Annotated in this window: 17 protein-coding genes; 8 read left to right on the top strand and 9 right to left on the bottom strand. The window is 68.6% G+C overall.

All coding sequences use genetic code 11. From position 1 onward, the window contains the following. Nucleotides 1-17: 17 nt before the first annotated feature. Together ASD30_RS06150 and ASD30_RS06145 are read right to left on the bottom strand one after the other, a co-directional pair. Entirely contained in the window at nt 18-206 is a 189-nt protein-coding gene (locus ASD30_RS06150) for a hypothetical protein (protein ID WP_056678242.1), read from the bottom strand. After that, a complete protein-coding gene (locus ASD30_RS06145) occupies nt 203-1,219 on the bottom strand; it encodes a zinc-dependent alcohol dehydrogenase family protein (protein ID WP_056678240.1) in 1,017 nt (338 codons plus the stop codon). The genes ASD30_RS06150 and ASD30_RS06145 overlap by 4 nt, the downstream gene beginning before the upstream one ends. Nucleotides 1,220-1,285: 66 nt before the next feature. Between ASD30_RS06145 and ASD30_RS06140 the strand changes: the two genes are divergently transcribed. Next, nucleotides 1,286-2,815, top strand: coding sequence for a UDP-N-acetylglucosamine 1-carboxyvinyltransferase (locus ASD30_RS06140; RefSeq protein WP_056678238.1), 1,530 nt, complete (start codon nt 1,286-1,288; stop codon nt 2,813-2,815). Between the two features lie 38 nt (nt 2,816-2,853). Here ASD30_RS06140 and ASD30_RS26850 read toward each other — a convergent pair whose 3' ends face one another. Continuing rightward, the gene (locus ASD30_RS26850; protein WP_056678236.1) at nt 2,854-3,120 is read right to left on the bottom strand and encodes a TFIIB-type zinc ribbon-containing protein; all 267 of its coding nucleotides are present in this window, start codon (nt 3,118-3,120) and stop codon (nt 2,854-2,856) included. A gap of 105 nt (nt 3,121-3,225) precedes the next feature. On the opposite strand from ASD30_RS26850, the gene ASD30_RS06130 reads away from it, so the two are divergent. The 3 genes from ASD30_RS06130 (at nt 3,226) to ASD30_RS06120 (ending at nt 5,950) form a co-directional block, all read left to right on the top strand. Next, a complete protein-coding gene (locus ASD30_RS06130) occupies nt 3,226-4,020 on the top strand; it encodes a glycerophosphodiester phosphodiesterase (RefSeq protein ID WP_235532514.1) in 795 nt (264 codons plus the stop codon). A gap of 4 nt (nt 4,021-4,024) precedes the next feature. Then, nucleotides 4,025-5,383 carry an MFS transporter gene (locus ASD30_RS06125; RefSeq protein ID WP_056678233.1) on the top strand — a complete coding sequence of 453 codons (1,359 nt, stop codon included), beginning with the start codon at nt 4,025-4,027 and terminating at the stop codon, nt 5,381-5,383. Nucleotides 5,384-5,563: 180 nt separating this feature from the next. Then, the gene (locus tag ASD30_RS06120) at nt 5,564-5,950 is read left to right on the top strand and encodes an RNA polymerase-binding protein RbpA (RefSeq protein WP_056678231.1); all 387 of its coding nucleotides are present in this window, start codon (nt 5,564-5,566) and stop codon (nt 5,948-5,950) included. On the opposite strand, the gene ASD30_RS06115 is transcribed toward ASD30_RS06120, so the two are convergent. Genes ASD30_RS06115 through lnt form a run of 3 tightly spaced genes read right to left on the bottom strand, consistent with a single transcriptional unit; the run spans nt 5,947 to nt 8,725 of the window. After that, nucleotides 5,947-6,432 carry an FxsA family protein gene (locus ASD30_RS06115; protein WP_056679413.1) on the bottom strand — a complete coding sequence of 162 codons (486 nt, stop codon included), beginning with the start codon at nt 6,430-6,432 and terminating at the stop codon, nt 5,947-5,949. The two genes, ASD30_RS06120 and ASD30_RS06115, sit on opposite strands and share 4 nt — an antisense overlap. Before the next feature lie 5 nt (nt 6,433-6,437). Beyond that, complete coding sequence (locus tag ASD30_RS06110; RefSeq protein ID WP_056679411.1) at nt 6,438-7,163, bottom strand: polyprenol monophosphomannose synthase; 726 nt, start codon at nt 7,161-7,163, stop codon at nt 6,438-6,440. A gap of 26 nt (nt 7,164-7,189) precedes the next feature. After that, entirely contained in the window at nt 7,190-8,725 is a 1,536-nt protein-coding gene (gene lnt, locus ASD30_RS06105; RefSeq protein WP_056678229.1) for an apolipoprotein N-acyltransferase, read from the bottom strand. Nucleotides 8,726-9,349: 624 nt separating this feature from the next. Here lnt and ASD30_RS06100 point away from each other — a divergent pair. Further along, nucleotides 9,350-10,804: a KamA family radical SAM protein gene (locus ASD30_RS06100; protein ID WP_056678227.1), complete on the top strand. Its 1,455-nt coding sequence runs from the start codon at nt 9,350-9,352 to the stop codon at nt 10,802-10,804. A 146-nt stretch (nt 10,805-10,950) separates the two neighbouring features. Next, entirely contained in the window at nt 10,951-11,427 is a 477-nt protein-coding gene (locus tag ASD30_RS06095; protein ID WP_056678225.1) for a VOC family protein, read from the top strand. A 16-nt stretch (nt 11,428-11,443) separates the two neighbouring features. Here ASD30_RS06095 and ASD30_RS06090 read toward each other — a convergent pair whose 3' ends face one another. Next, nucleotides 11,444-11,884, bottom strand: coding sequence for an Lrp/AsnC family transcriptional regulator (locus ASD30_RS06090; protein ID WP_200950020.1), 441 nt, complete (start codon nt 11,882-11,884; stop codon nt 11,444-11,446). Nucleotides 11,885-11,936: 52 nt separating this feature from the next. Here ASD30_RS06090 and ASD30_RS06085 point away from each other — a divergent pair, with 52 nt between their 5' ends. Then, the gene (locus ASD30_RS06085) at nt 11,937-12,845 is read left to right on the top strand and encodes a 5'-3' exonuclease (RefSeq protein WP_056679408.1); all 909 of its coding nucleotides are present in this window, start codon (nt 11,937-11,939) and stop codon (nt 12,843-12,845) included. Between the two features lie 35 nt (nt 12,846-12,880). Then, on the top strand, nt 12,881-13,279 hold the full coding sequence (locus ASD30_RS06080; protein ID WP_056678220.1) for a DUF3054 domain-containing protein: 399 nt from the start codon (nt 12,881-12,883) through the stop codon (nt 13,277-13,279). Here the strand turns inward: ASD30_RS06080 and ASD30_RS06075 are convergent. Next, entirely contained in the window at nt 13,258-15,999 is a 2,742-nt protein-coding gene (locus ASD30_RS06075) for a DEAD/DEAH box helicase (RefSeq protein WP_235532513.1), read from the bottom strand. The genes ASD30_RS06080 and ASD30_RS06075 overlap by 22 nt on opposite strands. Then, the gene (locus ASD30_RS26400) at nt 15,996-16,877 is read right to left on the bottom strand and encodes a diacylglycerol/lipid kinase family protein (RefSeq protein WP_056678216.1); all 882 of its coding nucleotides are present in this window, start codon (nt 16,875-16,877) and stop codon (nt 15,996-15,998) included. The genes ASD30_RS06075 and ASD30_RS26400 overlap by 4 nt, the downstream gene beginning before the upstream one ends. Between the last annotated feature and the right edge of the window lies 1 nt (nt 16,878).

Genomic DNA, 16,878 nt, shown 5'->3' with positions numbered 1-16,878 from the left:
CCCCGACGAGAACCTGGTCAGCGGCGCTTCTGGAACGTGACGAACAACAGGGCCACACCGAGTCCGGCGATGACGGGGCCGGCGTACGCCCAGAAGGTGCTGCCGGTCATCGCGCTTCCCTCGATGGCGCCGAGGCCCTGGCCCCAGAAGAGGAACCCGAGGAGGACCAGAAGGACGCCGACGGTGATGCGGATGCCGCGGCTCATGGCTGCACCATGACCTTCGTCGCGGTGCGCTCGTCCATCGCCTTGTAGGCATCGGCCACCTGGTCGAGTGGCAGGGTCAGGTCGAAGACGAGGCCGGGGTTGATCGTGCCGTCCACGACGCGCTGGAGCAGGTCGGGCAGGTAGGCCCGGACCGGCGCCATGCCACCGGCCAGGCCGACGTTGCGCTCGAACATCTTGCGCACCGGGAGCTCGACGCCGTGGGGAGCGCCGACGAAGCCGACGGTGGCTCCCGGCCGGGCGATCCTGAAGGCGGTCTTGATCGACTGGTCGGTGCCGACGCACTCGAGCACGGCGTCCGCGCCGATGCCGTTGGTGATCTCGGCGATCCGCTGCGCGCCCTCGTCGCCGCGTTCGGCGACGATGTCGGTGGCCCCGAAGGTGCGGGCGATCTCCTGGCGCGACTCATGGCGCGACATCGCGACCACGCGCTCGGCGCCCATCTGTGCCGCAGCGAGGACTCCGCAGAGTCCGACCGCGCCGTCACCGACCACGACGACCGTGTCGCCGGCCTTCACCCGAGCCGCGGTCGCTGCGTGCCAGCCGGTGGGCATCACGTCGGCCAGGGCCAGCAGCGACGGGATCAGCGATTCGTCGGGCATGCCGTCGGTCCTGACCAAGGAGCCCTCGGCCTGGAACACCTTGGTGTACTCCGCCTGGCCGCTGTGGGTGAATCCGAGGTTGTCGCACACCGAGTGCATGCCGACAGCACAGTGCGGGCAGGTGTTGTCAGCGTGACAGAACGGGATGACCACGAAGTCGCCCGGCTTGAAGCTGGTCACCGCCGCCCCGACTTCCTCCACGACCCCGACGGCCTCGTGGCCGATGGTGTCCCCCGCCGTGATCCGGTTCTCTCCCCGGTAGGGCCAGAGGTCGGAGCCGCAGACGCAGCCCGCCACGACCTTGACGATGGCGTCGGTAGGGGCATCGATGGTCGGGTCGGGCACCTCGGAGATCCTGATGTCCCGAGTGCCGTGGATGGTGGTGGCGCGCATGTGAAGAATCCTTGCACGCGGCGTGGGACTTTTGACGTATCTCATATCTGAGATACCGTCGTCGGCATGACTCAGGACTACCTCGGACGCATCGGCAACCTGATCCGCGATGCCCGCAAGCACCGCGGACTCACCCAGCAGCAGTTGGCCGACCTGCTCGCCACCAGTCAGTCTGCGGTCAACCGCATCGAGAAGGGTCACCAGAACCTCTCCCTCGAGATGCTGGCCCGCATCGGCTCCGCCCTCGACTCCGAGATCGTGGCGCTCGGCGCCGGCGGACCCACCCACCTGCGGGTCACCGGGCCGACGACGCTCTCGGGCACCATCGACGTGAAGTCGTCGAAGAACGCCGGTGTCGCCCTACTCTGTGCCTCCCTGCTCAACAAGGGGCGTACGACGCTGCGCAAGGTCGCCCGCATCGAAGAGGTCAACCGCCTGCTCGAGGTGCTCGACAGCATCGGCGTCCAGACCCGGTGGCTCAACGACAGCAACGACCTCGAGATAGTGCCGCCGGCCCAGCTCGACCTGGCCAACATCGACGAGGAGGCCGCGCGCCGTACCCGCTCGATCATCATGTTCCTCGGCCCGCTCCTGCACCGTGAAGACGTCTTCGACCTGCCGTACGCCGGCGGCTGCAACCTCGGCGACCGCACGGTCCAGCCGCACATGGCCGCACTGCGCCCGTTCGGCCTCGACGTGAAGGCGACCGAAGGCAGCTACCACGCCACGGTCAACCGGGCCATCGAGCCGCTGCGTCCGATCGTGCTCACAGAGCGCGGCGACACCGTCACCGAGAACGCCCTGATGGCCGCCGCCCTGAACCCCGGCACCACGGTGATCCGCAACGCGTCGTCCAACTACATGGTCCAGGACCTCTGCTTCTACCTGCAGCGTCTCGGCGTCACGGTGGAGGGCATCGGCTCGACCACCCTGACGGTCACCGGCCGCACCCAGATCGACGTCGACGTGGACTACGCGCCCAGCGAGGACCCGATCGAGGCGATGTCACTGCTGGCCGCGGCCATCGTGACCAACTCCGAGATCACCATCCGCCGGGTGCCGATCGAGTTCCTCGAGATCGAGCTGGCCACCCTCGAGGAGATGGGCTTCAACTACAGCCGCTCCGAGGAGTACTTCGCGGAGAACGGCCACACCCGTCTTGTCGACGTCTCCACGCGCCAGTCGCAGCTGCGGGCACCCATGGACAAGATCCACCCGATGCCGTTCCCGGGCCTCAACATCGACAACCTGCCGTTCTTCGCGGTGATCGCCGCCGTCGCCGAGGGCCAGACGCTGCTGCACGACTGGGTCTACGAGAACCGCGCCATCTACCTCACCGAGCTGACCAAGCTCGGCGCACAGGTGAAGCTGCTCGACCCGCACCGGGTGCTGGTCGAGGGGCCCACACGCTGGTCGGGCACCGAGATCGTCTGCCCGCCCGCGCTGCGTCCCGCCGTGGTGATCCTGCTGGCCATGCTGGCGTCGAAGGGCACCTCGGTGCTGCGTTCGACGTACGTGATCCACCGTGGCTACGAGGACCTCGCCGAGCGGCTGAACACCCTCGGTGCCAACATCGTCACCTTCCGCGACATCTGAGGCTCGCGGGCCGGTCGCCCCGCGCGGGGCGACCGGGCTCAGGTGAAGAGCGTGGCGATGAACGCGGGAGCCCGTGGTGCCATCGGCGGGGGCTTGCTCATGTCGGCCGTGATGCGTGGGAGCGGGGCGGTGTGGAAGCCGCCGCCCTCACGGTGCCAGTCGTTCTCGGCGTCGATGAACTCGCCCAGGTCGGCCCGGGCCAGGAACACGCCGTGCCCCTCGGGGCACTGGTTGACACTCATCCGGCCGAGATCGCGTTCGACCATCTCGGCGCCGCAGTTCGGGCACTTCAGCGAGTCCTCCATGGGGCGCACGTTACTCCTTTGTGGGCAAGGAATCTGAGTATCCGGGCGCATGCCGCGCCGTCGTTTCGGGGACACGATTGCCCCATGTGCGTGTTGAATGCAGTCGTGACCCGACGCCCCACAGGATTCCCGTTCCTCGACGAGCCCACCGGACCGCTCGCCTTCGCCCATCGGGGCGGTGCCTTCCACCCCGAGATCGAGGGGTTGGAGAACACCATGGCGGCATTCCAGCACGCCTTCGACCTCGGCTACCGCTACCTCGAGACCGACGTGCACGCCACCCGCGACGGCGTCCTGCTCGCCTTCCACGACACCGTCCTCGACCGGGTCACCGACCGCAAGGGCGAGATCGCGGCGCTGACCTACGCCGAGGTGCAGGGCGCGCTGATCGGTGGCAAGGAGCGGGTGCCGACCCTGGCCGAGCTCTTCGACGCGTTCCCCGGAGCCCGGTTCAACATCGACATCAAGTCGGCTGCCGCCGTACGCCCGCTGGCCGACTTCATCGGAGCCCGTGAGGCCCACGACCGGGTCCTGGTCGGTTCCTTCAACGGTCGCAGCCTCGGCCAGTTCCGCAGGCTGACCGGCGGACGGGTGCCCACCAGCGCGCACCCGCTGGAGGTGGTGGTCTGGGTGCTCTCCCCCACCGGACGGATCGCCCGGCTGCTGACCCGCGGCCACGTCGCCGCGCTGCAGATCCCCCACCGCAGGGGGCCGATCCCGGTGGCCAGCCGGTGGCTGGTGCGCAAGGCGCACGCCGTCGGCACCCATGTGCACGTCTGGACGATCGACGAGCCGGCCGAAATGGTCGAGCTGCTCGAACGTGGTGTCGACGGTCTGATGACCGATCGCACCGACATACTCAAGACCGTGCTCGTCGAGCACGGCCACTGGGAGGGATGAGCACATGGCGGACAACGGAGTCAGCGGGATTGCGGACCTGAGGCCGCTGGCGCGGGCACGGGAGCAGAAGGCCTGGTACTGGTACGACTGGGCCAACTCGGCCTACGTCACCACCGTGTCGACGGTCATGCTCGGCCCCTACCTGATCGCGATCGCGAAGAACGCGGCGGTCGACAACCGCATCGACGTCCTCGGACTCTCGATCGCACCCGGGGCCCTGCCGTCGTACCTCGTCACCTTCTCCACGATCCTGTCGGCGATCCTGCTGCCGCTGCTCGGCGCGGTGGCCGACCGTACGGCGAACAAGAAGGGTCTGCTCGCCGGCTTCGCGTGGACCGGTGCCGCGTTCGCCTCCCTGCTGTTCTTCTGCAAGGGCGAGAACTGGCAGATCGGTGCGATCGCGGTGATCGGGGCGAACCTCTGCCTCGGCGCGTCCACCGTGTTCAACGACTCGATCCTGCCGTTGATCTCCACCGAGGAGGAACGCGACCGGGTCTCCTCGCGGGGCTGGGCCTGGGGCTACCTCGGCGGCGGACTGCTGCTGGTCGTGAACCTGGTCATGTTCCTGTTCCACGACACGTTCGGCATGTCGGAGGGCTTCTCGGTGCGGCTGAGCATGCTCTCGGCGGCGATCTGGTGGGCGGGGTTCACGTTCATCCCCTACCTGCGCCTGCGCAACCACGAGCCGGTCCACGTGGTCGCCGAGGAGGGCGGCATCATCTCGCAGAGCTTCGGCCAGCTCTGGGCCACGCTCAAGGACATGAAGAACTACCCGATGGCGCTGACCTTCCTCGGCGCCTACCTCTTCTTCAACGACGGCATCCAGACCGTCATCGCGTCGTCCTCGATCTATGGCGCCGAGGAGCTCGGCTTCGGCACGTCGGTGCTGATCGGGACGATCCTGATGGTCCAGTTCGTCGCGTTCGCGGGCGCCCTGGTCTTCGGCAAGGCAGCCGAGAAGTACGGCGCGAAACAGGTCATCCTCGTCGGGTTGGTCATCTGGATGGCCATCGTGGCGGTGGCCCTGGTCCTGCCCAAGGAGCAGATCGTGCCGTTCCTGGCGATGGGCTTCGCGATCGGTCTGGTGCTCGGCGGCACGCAGGCACTGGCCCGCTCCTACTTCTCCCTGCTGATCCCCCGCGGGCGTGAGGGTGAGTTCTTCAGCTTCTACCACGCGATGGACCGAGGTACCTCGTGGTTCGGCACGCTCACCTTCGGTGTGGTCTACCAGCTGACCGACTCCTACCGGCCGGCCATCTTCGCCCTCATCGCGTTCTTCGTCCTCGGTGGCCTGCTGCTCCTGAAGGTGGACACCGCGCGCGGGATCCGCGAAGCCGGTAACGTGGAGCCGTCGGTCATCTAGATCCTCCCGGAGTGAGCCCCGAACGTGCGTTCGGCCACATTCAGCTCTCCTGAGGAATCCTTGGCCCCCGTCGTACGTTTGTAGGTGTGACGTGGCACGCACGAAAGCCCCGTCATGGTTGTGGGGGGACTCCGTCTCAACCACGAAGAGACAAATCAGAACGTCAATCGGAGGTAGCTCATGGCGGAGCGCACATTGCGCGGAGCCCGGCTCGGAGGCCAGAGCTTCGAGGACGAGCGCGGCATCGAGTTCGCAGCACGTCAGCAGGTGGGCTATGCCTGCCCGCAGGGTCACAAGTTCGAGGTCCCGATGTCCGTCGAGGCGGACATCCCGGCCAACTGGGAATGCCCCAAGTGTGGGGCGGTCGCGCTGAACGTCGACGGCATCCTCCCCGAGGAGAAGGCTGAGAAGCCGGCTCGTACTCACTGGGACATGCTGCTCGAGCGTCGCTCGATCAAGGAGCTCGAAGACATCCTCAGCGAGCGGCTCGAGCTGCTCCGCGGTGGAGAGATCGGCCCGGCGCACCTGCACCGCGCCTCGAAGAGCAAGAAGAAGGCGTCCGTCTAGTTCGACGGGTCGTCATCGACGACTTCGCCCTCGACCACGGTTCCCTGTGAACCGGGTCGGGGGCGCTTGTCATTTCCGCCCCCGAACGGCAGGTCGGTGACCAGCCGTGCCGCGACGAACCGGGACAGTCCTCGGCGGGCCAACGGTCGGGTGAACGGGAGGACGAGCAGCAGGCCCACGATGTCGAGCACGAAACCGGGCGAGAGCATGAGCATGCCGCCGGACAGCACCAGGATGCCGTCGGCGATCTCCTTGGCCGGCATCCGGCCGCTGGAGAGCGCCTGGCTGAACGCGGACATCGCGCGGGCGCCCTCATGCTTGATCAACCAGGCGCCGAGGAGGCTGTCGGCGATCAGCAGCAGGATCGTCCAGCCGACGCCGATCACCTGGCCGACCTGGATCAGCACGTAGATCTCGAGCAGCGGGATCCCGAAGAACAGGACCGCGATCAGCAGTCCGGGCAGCCGACGACGGCGAGGCATGGTCGTCAGCGCCCGCGCCGGAAGGTGCGCTTGAGGCGGGCCCACCGCTCGTGCAGGCCCCAGCGGGTGATCCGCTTCAGGGACTCGGTCGCCACCGAACCGCTCATCTTGGAGTCGCCGCGCTCGCGCTCGATGAACTCGATCGGCACCTCGGCGACGGTGCCGCCGGTCTGCAGTGTGCGCCACGCCATGTCGGTCTGGAAGACGTAGCCGGTGGACTCGACCGTGTCGATGTCGATGGCCTCCAGCGTGGCCCGCTTGAAGACCCGGAACCCGGCGGTGGCGTCCTTGATCTTCACGCCGAGCAACAGGCGGACGTAGAGGTTGCCGCCCCGGGAGAGGAACTCACGGGACCTGGGCCAGTTGACCACCGAACCGCCCGGGATCCACCGGGAGCCGATGACCAGGTCGGCGGTGCGCAGCGCGTCGAGCAGCCTGTGCAGCTGCTCGGGCTGGTGGGACCCGTCGGCGTCCATCTCGCCGATCACGTCGTAGCCCAGGTCAAGGGCGACCCGGAAGCCGTGCAGGTACGCCGCACCGAGCCCGGCCTTCTCCGTGCGGTGCACGACGGTGATCTGGGGATCGGCCTCGGCGAGCTTGTCGGCCAGCTTGCCGGTGCCGTCGGGAGAGTTGTCGTCGACGATCATCACGTCGACGCCGGGTTGGGCCTCGCGCAGACGCGCGACGATCCACTCGATGTTGAGCGACTCGTTGTACGTCGGAATCACCATCACGACGCGGCCCAGTCCGTCGTACGTCACGCGTTGTCCCCTTGGTCGTCCGGCTCGGGATCCGCCTCGTGGGGGACCCGCTTCCTGCGTTGCAGACGATACGACAGCAGGGGGAACAGCGCCGCACCGAGGGCGAGCGGCACGGCGAGTCGCCCGAGCCACGGACCGACCACCATCGCCGGCGGCGTGCCGTCCGCCAGGCGCACCTCCTGCACGAGGACGTCGCGGGTGCGCGGTTCGATCGCCTTGATCACGTTGCCGTCGGCACCGATGACTCCGCTGCGACCGTTCACCGCCGCCACCACGACGGTGCGCCCGGTCTCGAGGGCGCGCAGTCGGCTGATCGCGAACTGCTGCTCGATCTGGCCGGTGTGGATGAACATCGCGTTGGAGGTCTGTACGACGAGCAGGTCGGCCCCACGACGTACCTGGTCGGTGACCGTGTCGTCGTAGGAGACGTCGAAGCAGATCACGTCGGCCACCTTGAGGCCGTCGACGCGCAGGGGTTCGACGCCGGTGCCGCTGAGCATGTCGCGCGGCACCATCTCCAGACGGCCGAAGTTGGCGGTGCCGAAGCGTTGCCGATACGGGATGTACTCGCCGAACGGCACGGGGTGACGCTTCGTGTAGCGGTCGCCCGCACCTGTCACCGGGTCGTAGACGATCCCCTGGTTGAGCACGTGCTCCCGATCGGCATCGACGATGGCGCCGACCAGGATCGGCACCCCGATCATCTGCGAGGTCAGCCAGAGCATCTGGCGGACGCTGCTGTCGAGAAACGGGTCGACCGCGGTCGTGTTCTCCGGCCAGACCACGAAGTCGGGGCGCTCGGCCTTGCCGTCCTCCACCTGCTCCGCCAGCTCCTGGGTGAGTGCCATGTGGCTGGCGGTGACCTCGCGGTGGTGGGCGATCAGGTCGTCGCCGTTGCCGGGCACGTCGCCCTGAACGACCGCCACGGTCGCGGTCTCGTCGGAGGTCGCGTGGATCGGCACGAACCAGGGCACGACCACGGCCAGGACCGTGCCGCTGAGCACTCCCCCGGCCAGCACCTGCCGGTTGCGGAGGTTCTGCAGGCACCACAGCAGGACTGCCGAGCACAGCACGACCAGGAGGCTGACGCCGTTGGCGCCGACCCACGGGAACCAGCGCTCGAACGGGGTGTCGATGACCGCGAACGACACCCGGCCCCAGGTCAGCCCGCTCATCGGCCAGGCACCGCGGAACGTCTCGACGGCCACCCAGACCACGGCTGACCACACCGGCCACCCCGGCAGCCGCGACACCGCGGCGAGGCCGACGCCGGCCAGGGCGAAGTAGAGCGCCTCGAACGCGGAGAGCGCCAGCCAGGCGTCGATGCCGATGACGCGCAGCCAGAACAGCAGGACCAGCATGTTGGCGAGCCCGAAGACCAGGCCGAGCAGCGCGGCATACCGCGTCGACTGCTGGTGCACGCACCACAGGAAGAGGGCCAGGCCGAGTGGCAGGAGGACGGCTGCTGCGACCGGCTCGAAGGCCAGTCCCACGGCGATCCCGCTGACCAGGGCGAGCAGGATGCGGAGCACCCGGCAAGGCTACCTGCGGGGTTCATGCAGGCGCGGGAGGGCCAGGCAACCCTTCGGACCTCCTCATCGGCGACTGGCGGCCGTCGGTGCGAAGTTGTCTACGGAGCTGGAGGCCCTCCCGCATCCGCCCTCGAGCGGCGGGACCGACCTCCGCGAGTCATCGGGGACCGGCACGTGGTGCTCGCACCGTCTCCGACGACCACCTGGACGTCGGTCCGCCATCACGATCTGCATGGGCGGACCCGGGCACTTTTGCCCACCAGTCCGGGCGCTGTCAACACGGCCTTGACCTGCACAAACTCGCGTTGTCGCAGGTCAGGCAGGGGGCCTGGTCGCCAAGAATTCATCATTGTTTTCCAGCAGCTCCGGCGTGTCTCGCGAGACACGCCGGAAGCGCGGTCCAGACCGGCCCGCGGAGGGCGCCAGGACAACCGCTGTTCACCCACGAAATCCGACGCGAGGTCCGCCTTCGGTGGCAATTCCGCACCAGGACTCATCTTGCGGGACAATTTACGGTGTTGCATTTGAACTGCAGGATAATCTCCATCTATTCTGGTCTTTGAGGCCCACGTCACACCTTCCGCCTCGCCATGCGTCCCCACGTCGTCCCGACAGGAGCCTCCGATGAGCATCGAGACCTCGATCGCCTCCCTCACCGGTCAGCCGTACCCCTACCGCCGCACCGAGCTGGTCGAACCCGACTGGACCCGCTTCCCCGGATGGAAGGACGTCACCGTCGCGGAGTGGGAATCCGTGCAGTGGCAACGCTCGCACTGCATCAAGAACCTCAAGCAGCTGCGCGAGCTGCTCGGCGACCTCGTCGACGACCGGTTCTACGCCGACCTCGAGCGTGACCAGACCGAGCGGGCCACCATGTCGATGCTGGTGCCGCCGCAGATGATGAACACGATGGCGCCCACCACCGAACCCACGGGCCCGGGCTCACTCACCGACGCGTTCTACGCCGACCCGGTGCGCCACTACATGCTGCCGGTCTTCTCCGACCGCCGTACCGACTGGCCCTCACACCCGCACGCCACCCGTGACTCCCTGCACGAGCACGACATGTGGGTGGCCGAGGGCCTGACCCACCGCTACCCCACCAAGGTGCTGGCCGAGCTGCTGCCGACCTGCCCCCAGTACTGCGGCCACTGCACCCGCATGGACCTCGTCGGCAACTCCACGCCGGTGATCGAGAAGCTGAAGTTCACCGCAAAGCCCGTCGACCGGCTCGACTCGATGATGGACTACCTGCGCCGTACGCCGACGGTGCGCGACGTGGTCGTCTCCGGTGGCGACGTGGCCAACATGCCGTGGGCGCGGCTCGAGGACTTCCTGATGCGGTTGCTCGAGATCGAGAACATCCGCGACGTACGCCTGGCCACCAAGGCGCTCATGGGACTCCCCCAGCACTGGCTCCAGGACGACGTCGTCGACGGCATGACCCGGGTCGCCACGCTGGCCCGGTCGCGTGGTGTGTCGATCGCGATACACACCCACGTCAACCACGCGAACTCGGTGACGCCGCTGGTGGCGAAGGCGGCGGCCACGATGCTCGAGACCGGCATCCGCGACGTGCGCAACCAGGGCGTGCTGCTCAACGGCGTCAACGCCGACCCGCACGCGCTGCTCGACCTGTGCTTCCGACTGCTCGACGGGGCGCAGATCATGCCCTACTACTTCTACATGTGCGACATGATCCCCTACTCCGAGCACTGGCGGGTCTCGGTCGCCGACGCGCAGCGCCTGCAGCACCACATCATGGGCTACCTGCCAGGCTTCGCGACGCCGCGGATCGTGTGTGACGTGCCGTTCGTCGGCAAGCGCTGGGTGCACCAGCTGGCGTCGTACGACGAGGTGCGCGGCATCTCCGGCTGGACGAAGAACTACCGCACCTCGATCGAGGCCACCGACCCCGAGGCCCTGTCGCGGGAGTACCACTACTACGACCCGATCCACACGCTGCCACTCGAGGGCCAGAAGTGGTGGGCCGACCACGGGAACCTCGACGAGTCGGCCCTGCGCGCGGCCGAGGTCGCCGAGGCGTCGCGGCGCACGGCGGCACTGCAGGCTCACTGACTCAGCAACCACACGCGTCCGGGGGGACGGCTCAGCGGGTGTCATCCTGGGTGGATGGCACCCGCTGCTCATTTCGGGCCAGTGCGATGAATCCGGGGACGAGACCGGGTCGACACGACCACACACTCCGACGAAGGGACCATCCCATGCAGAAGATCGTCACCAACCTCTGGTTCGACGACAACGCCGAGGAAGCCATCGACCACTACATCTCGGTCCTGGGCGACGGCCGGGTGCTCAACGTCGTGAAGTACGACGCCACCGGGATGGGCGACGACGGCACCGCGATGGCCGTGGAGTTCGAGCTCCTCGGGCAACGGTTCGTGGGCATCAACGGCGGCCCCATGTTCACGTTCAGCGAGGCGATCTCCCTGGAGGTCCGTTGTGAGGACCAGGCGGAGATCGACCGGGTCTGGGACGCGCTGGTCGAGGGCGGCACCGAGCAGCCCTGCGGCTGGCTCAAGGACAAGTACGGCTTGTCGTGGCAGGTCGGCCCCAGCAACTTCACCGACTACACGACCGGCGATCCGGAGGCCGTGGCCAGGTTCATGAAGAAGATGCTGTCCACACAGGGCAAGTTCAACCTCGCCGAGCTCCAGGCCGCCTACGACGGCACCGCCTGAAGCGACGCGAACGGCGTCAGCCCGAGACGGGTCGGTTCTCGTAGGGCGTGGACAGCACGATCGTGGTGCGGGTGGACACGTTGGCGACACCCCGGATCTTCGCGAGGAGGTCCTCGAGGTGGGCCGGCGTGGCCACCCGCACCTTGAGGATGTAGGACTCGTCCCCCGCCACCGACCAGCATGACTCGATCTGCGTGATGCCGCTCAACCGCTGGGGGTAGTCGTCGTCCTGCGAGGGGTCGATCGGCGTGATCGAGATGAACGCGGTCAACGGCAGGCCGGTCTGGTCGTGGTCGATCGTCGCGCCGTACCCCTTGATCAGGCCGCGCGTCTCCAGCCGCTTCACGCGCTGGTGCACCGCAGAGGTCGACAGTCCGGTCGCCTTGCCGAGGTCGGTGTAGGACATGCGGCCGTCGGTCGCCAGCAGCGTCAGGATGTGCCGATCGGTTTCTTCCACGCTGGCAGCGTAGCGAAGTGACACACTGTGCGCCGTGACCATCCAGCGACTGATGCTCCTCGACACTGCCAGCCTCTACTTCCGGGCGTTCTTCGGCGTCCCCGACTCGATGCGCGCGCCCGACGGCACGCCGGTCAACGCGGTCCGCGGACTGATGGACTTCATCAGCCGACTGGTCGGCGAGTACCAGCCCACGCACCTGGTCTGCTGCTGGGACAACGACTGGCGGCCGCAGTGGCGGGTCGACCTGATCCCGACGTACAAGGCGCACCGCGTGGTCGAGGAGGTGGCCGGAACCGACCCCGACGTCGAGGAGGTGCCCGACCCACTCCAGGTGCAGATCCCGATCATCATCGACGTGCTCGAGGCCTTCGGCATCACGATCGTGGGTGCCGACGAGATGGAGGCCGACGACGTGATCGGCACCCTGGCCACCGGCGCGGGCATGCCGGTCGACATCGTCACCGGTGACCGCGACCTCTTCCAGCTGGTCGACGACGAAGCCGAGGTCCGGGTCCTCTACACCGCGCGCGGTGTGGGCAGGCACGAGCGCGTCGACAACGCGTGGGTGCGCGACAAGTACGGCGTCGACGCCCACCAGTACGCCGACTTCGCCACGCTGCGCGGCGACGCCTCCGACGGCCTCCCCGGGGTCAAGGGCGTCGGCGAGAAGACCGCGGCCACCCTGCTCGGTCGTTTTGTCGACATCAAGACAATCGTGGCGGCCGCGTTCGATCCCGAGACCGACATGGGACCCGGCCCGCGCGGCAAGATCAAGGACGCCGCCGACTACCTCGAGGTCGCGCCCACGGTGGTCGCCGTACGTCGCGACCTGGACCTGGGCGACCTCGACCTCACCATGCCGCGGACGCCGGCCGACCCCGAGCGCGTCGTAGAGCTCGACAAGCGGTGGGACCTCGGGAGCTCGGCGGTCCGGCTGGTCGAGGCCCTCCAGGGCTGAGCCGGCCGGCATCGCGACCCGGTAGGTTGGCGGCCATGTCGCGCCGTGCCCTCACCGTCCTGGCCCTCGACCTCGTGCTGGTCATCGTCTTCGCTGCGATCGGTCGTGCCGAGCACGACAAGGGCAACGTGGTCGTCGGGGTCCTCGACACCGCGTGGCCGTTCCTGGCCGGCGTGCTGGTCGGCTGGCTGCTGGTCCGTCAGCTCGGCAGGCGCGAAGCCACCGACATCGGGTCCGGCATCACCGTGGTGGTCAGTGCGGTCGTCATCGGGATGCTGCTCCGCGTGGTCACCGGCGACGGCACGGCGTTCTCGTTCATCGTCGTGGCCACGATCGTGCTCGGGGTGCTCCTGATCGGCTCACGCGCCGTCCACGGATGGGCCCTGGCCCGGGCCGCGCGCCAGGGTGCGGGCTACTCCGCGACGGACGAGTAGGACACCACCCCGCGTCGCAGGCGGTCGGCGGCCTCCAGGGCCACCGCGCGCAGCGGCGTACCGGCCGAGGCGTGTCCGACCTGCACCGCGAGGTCGAGCAGCTGCTTCATCACCCGCACGAAGTCGCCGGCGGCCAGGTCGATGCCGCCGAGGACGTCGTCGAGGGCATCGCCCTCGGCCCAGCGGTAGGCCGCCCACGCGAAGCCGATGTCGGGCTCACGGAGGAAGTCGAGCTTGTTGCTGCGCTCGAGCTCGTCGAGGTCGCTCCACAGGTGGACCAGGTCGCGCAGCGAGTCGCGGATCCGGCCGCTGGGCATCTTCGGTGAACGCGCGTCGTCGGGGCGCCGCGCCTCGAATGCCAGGGCGGAGAGCACGGCGGCCAGCTCCGAGGCGTCGAGGTCGTTCCAGAGACCCGTGCGGATCGCCTCCGCGGCCACCAGGTCCATGTCGGAGTAGATGCGCTGGAGGTGGACGCCGCGGTCGGTGACGGTGTCGCCGTCGATGTAGTCCATCGCGGTCAGCACGTCGCAGACGCGGTCGAACTGGCGGGCAATCGTGTTCGTGCGCGACTCCACCCGACGCTTGAGCGTGTTCGCCTCCTGCTGCAGCTTGAACCAGCGTTCGCCCCACCGGGCGTGGTCCTCACGCTCGGGGCACTCGTGGCACGGGTGCTCGCGCATCCGCTGGCGCAGCGCGGCGACCTCGGCCTCGACTCCTGAGAGGGCGGTGGCGTCGGAGCGCGATGACCGTGACGAACGCCGCGACGGCGGTGGCGGGGCGAACTTGTGGGTCCGGTTCCGCAGGGTCGAGGTCAGGTCACGTCGCATCTGCGGGTTGCGGCCGCTGAAGTTGCGCGGCACGCGGAGCGTGTCGAGCGACTCGACCGGGGTGGTGAAGTCGATCAGGGCCAGGCGCCGCGACTGACCGCCGGCGGTCACCACCGAGGGGCGCGGCTCGTCGTGCGAGAGCCCCGGATCGGTGACCACGGCATACCCGGCGAACTTTCCGTTGGGCACCAGGATCACGTCGCCGACCTTGAGCCGGGCCAGGGAGTTGATCACGTCGTCACGGTCGTCACGGCGTCGCGCCTTCGCTGCACCCTTCTCGACGTCGGAGAGCTTGCGGCGCAGGGCGGCGTACTCCATGAAGTCACCGCGGTCGCACTGGGCCGCCTCGGCGTAGCCGGTGAGTGCGTCCTCGCTCTTGCGCAGCTTGCGGGCCAGCCCGACCACCGCCTTGTCCGCCTGGAACTGCGCGAACGACGACTCCAGCAGCTGGCGGGAACGCTCCCTGCCGAACTGGTGCACCAGGTTGACCGCCATGTTGTACGACGGCCGGAACGACGAGCGCAACGGATAGGTGCGGGTGGACGCCAGGCCGGCGACCTCCCCGGGGTTCATCCCCTGCTGCCAGAGCACCACCCCGTGTCCCTCGACGTCGAGGCCGCGGCGACCGGCCCGTCCGGTCAGCTGGGTGTACTCCCCCGGGGTCAGGTCGACGTGGGCCTCACCGTTCCACTTCGAGAGCTTCTCGAGCACGACGGTGCGGGCGGGCATGTTGATGCCCAGGGCCAGCGTCTCGGTGGCGAACACGACCCGGCACAGCCCCCGCAGGTAGAGCTCCTCGACGCACTGCTTGAACCGCGGCAGCATTCCGGCGTGGTGGGCCGCCACGCCGCGGGTCAGCCCGTCGAGGAACTCGTGGTAGCCGAGCACCTCGAGGTCGTCCTCGGGCAGGTCGCGGCACTGCTCCTCGACGAACGCGAAGATCTCGTCGCGCTCCTCGGGGGTGGTCAACCGCAGGTTGGCGTTGAGGCACTGCTGGACGGCCGCGTCGCAGCCGACCCGGCTGAAGATGAACACGATGGCCGGCAGCAGGCCCTCGGCGTCCAGCCGGGACACGATGTCGAAACGCGTCGGCTGGTAGTGCCGTCGGCCCTGCGGCTTGGAGCCGCGGCCACGGTTGCCCTTCTTGTCGCGACGATCCTTGAAGCGGGTCGCCGCCCAGTCGTCGCGGGCCACCCGCAGCAGGTGCGGGTTGACCTTGGCGCCCTCCTGGGCGAAGCCGGCCTGGGCCAGCTCTTCCTCGTCGGCGAAGAGGTCGTGCAACTGCTTGCCGACCATCACGTGCTGGAAGAGCGGCACCGGCCGGTGCTCCTCGACGATGGTGGTCACCTCGCCGCGCACCGTGGCCAGCCACTCGCCGAACTCCTCGGCGTTCGAGACGGTGGCGCTCAGCGAGATCACCGAGACGCTCTCGGGGAGGTGGATGATCACCTCTTCCCAGACGGCACCGCGCGAGCGGTCGGCGAGATAGTGCACCTCGTCCATCACCACGAAGCCCAGGCCGGTCAGCGTGCGCGAGCCGGCGTAGAGCATGTTGCGCAGCACCTCGGTGGTCATCACCACGACCGGCGCCTCGCCGTTGATGGTGTTGTCACCGGTCAGCAGGCCGACCTTGTCGGCGCCGTACCGCTTGACCAGGTCGGCGTACTTCTGGTTGCTCAGCGCCTTGATCGGGGTGGTGTAGAAGCACTTGCGGCCGGACTGCACCGCAAGGTGTACGGCGAACTCGCCGACGATCGTCTTGCCGGAGCCGGTCGGTGCGGCGACGAGGACGCCCTTGCCCTCCTCGACCTCGCGACAGGCCCGCACCTGGAAGTCGTCGAGCGGGAAGTCGTAGAGCGCCGAGAACTCGCGCAGGGACGGGTGGTCGTTCACAGCAGCACCTCCAGCGCCAGCGGGGCGCACTCGACGGTCAACGGCAGTGCGCCGAAGCGTTCCCCGTCGGCGTAGCCGACGATTCCGGGTGTGGCCACGGTGACCCGACGCACCCGGTGGTGCTCGTAGGCCGGGTGCGTGGTGTGCGTGCCCGAGAACAGCTTCGGGTAGGTCCGGATCAGCTCGGGGCGGGACATGGCCTTGATGATGACGACGTCGAGGTAGCCGTCGTCGAGCAGAGCCCCCTCGGTGATCCGCAGGCCGCCGCCGAACGAGGGCCCGTTGCCCACGGCGACCAGCATCGCGTCGAGGGTGCGCGTCTCGCCGTCGAGCTCGAGCGTGTAGTGCAGGGGCCGGAACGTGCGCAGCTCGGCGAGCGTGGCCAGGTTGTAGCGCATCTGGCCGCGCGGCCAGGTCATGGCGTTGGCCCGTTCGTTGACGATGGCGTCGAAGCCCGCGGCGAGCACGGTGACGAACCAACGGTCGCCGCAGCGGGCCAGGTCCATCCGCCGTCGTCGCGAGGCGACCACCCGGTCGGCGGCGGCCAGCGGGTCGGTTCGCGAGATGTTGAGGTAGCGGGCCACGTCGTTGCCGGTGCCGGCCGGAATGATGCCGAGCGGGGTGTCCGTGCCGGCGAGCGCCTGCACGGCCAGGTGCACCAGCCCGTCGCCGCCGCAGGCGACCAGCGCGTGGCATCCGTCGGAGACCGCACCGCGGGCCAACGCCTCAGCCTCCTCCGCGGACGTGCCCTGCAGGAGTCGTACGTCGAAGCCGGCGTCACGCAGCCGTGGCGCGGCCAGCGAGGCGTAGCGGGCACCCTTGCCCCGGCCGGCCGTCGGGTTGACGAGAAGGGCGATCTCTCGACGTGGTGTGGACACG

It is taken from the genome of Nocardioides sp. Root140, from assembly GCF_001426745.1.
Classification (GTDB): Bacteria; Actinomycetota; Actinomycetes; order Propionibacteriales; family Nocardioidaceae; genus Nocardioides.
This window is presented reverse-complemented; position numbering and strand designations above follow the sequence as displayed.

What these genes read in the sequence shown, in the direction of transcription:
- ASD30_RS06150 (WP_056678242.1), bottom strand. Translation starts at nt 206, where the DNA reads ATGAGCCGCGGCATCCGCATCACCGTCGGCGTCCTTCTGGTCCTCCTC.
- ASD30_RS06145 (WP_056678240.1), bottom strand. Translation starts at nt 1,219, where the DNA reads ATGCGCGCCACCACCATCCACGGCACTCGGGACATCAGGATCTCCGAG.
- ASD30_RS06140 (WP_056678238.1), top strand. Translation starts at nt 1,286, where the DNA reads ATGACTCAGGACTACCTCGGACGCATCGGCAACCTGATCCGCGATGCC.
- ASD30_RS26850 (WP_056678236.1), bottom strand. Translation starts at nt 3,120, where the DNA reads ATGGAGGACTCGCTGAAGTGCCCGAACTGCGGCGCCGAGATGGTCGAA.
- ASD30_RS06125 (WP_056678233.1), top strand. Translation starts at nt 4,025, where the DNA reads ATGGCGGACAACGGAGTCAGCGGGATTGCGGACCTGAGGCCGCTGGCG.
- ASD30_RS06120 (WP_056678231.1), top strand. Translation starts at nt 5,564, where the DNA reads ATGGCGGAGCGCACATTGCGCGGAGCCCGGCTCGGAGGCCAGAGCTTC.
- ASD30_RS06115 (WP_056679413.1), bottom strand. Translation starts at nt 6,432, where the DNA reads ATGCCTCGCCGTCGTCGGCTGCCCGGACTGCTGATCGCGGTCCTGTTC.
- ASD30_RS06110 (WP_056679411.1), bottom strand. Translation starts at nt 7,163, where the DNA reads ATGGTGATTCCGACGTACAACGAGTCGCTCAACATCGAGTGGATCGTC.
- ASD30_RS06100 (WP_056678227.1), top strand. Translation starts at nt 9,350, where the DNA reads ATGAGCATCGAGACCTCGATCGCCTCCCTCACCGGTCAGCCGTACCCC.
- ASD30_RS06095 (WP_056678225.1), top strand. Translation starts at nt 10,951, where the DNA reads ATGCAGAAGATCGTCACCAACCTCTGGTTCGACGACAACGCCGAGGAA.
- ASD30_RS06085 (WP_056679408.1), top strand. Translation starts at nt 11,937, where the DNA reads ATGCTCCTCGACACTGCCAGCCTCTACTTCCGGGCGTTCTTCGGCGTC.
- ASD30_RS06080 (WP_056678220.1), top strand. Translation starts at nt 12,881, where the DNA reads ATGTCGCGCCGTGCCCTCACCGTCCTGGCCCTCGACCTCGTGCTGGTC.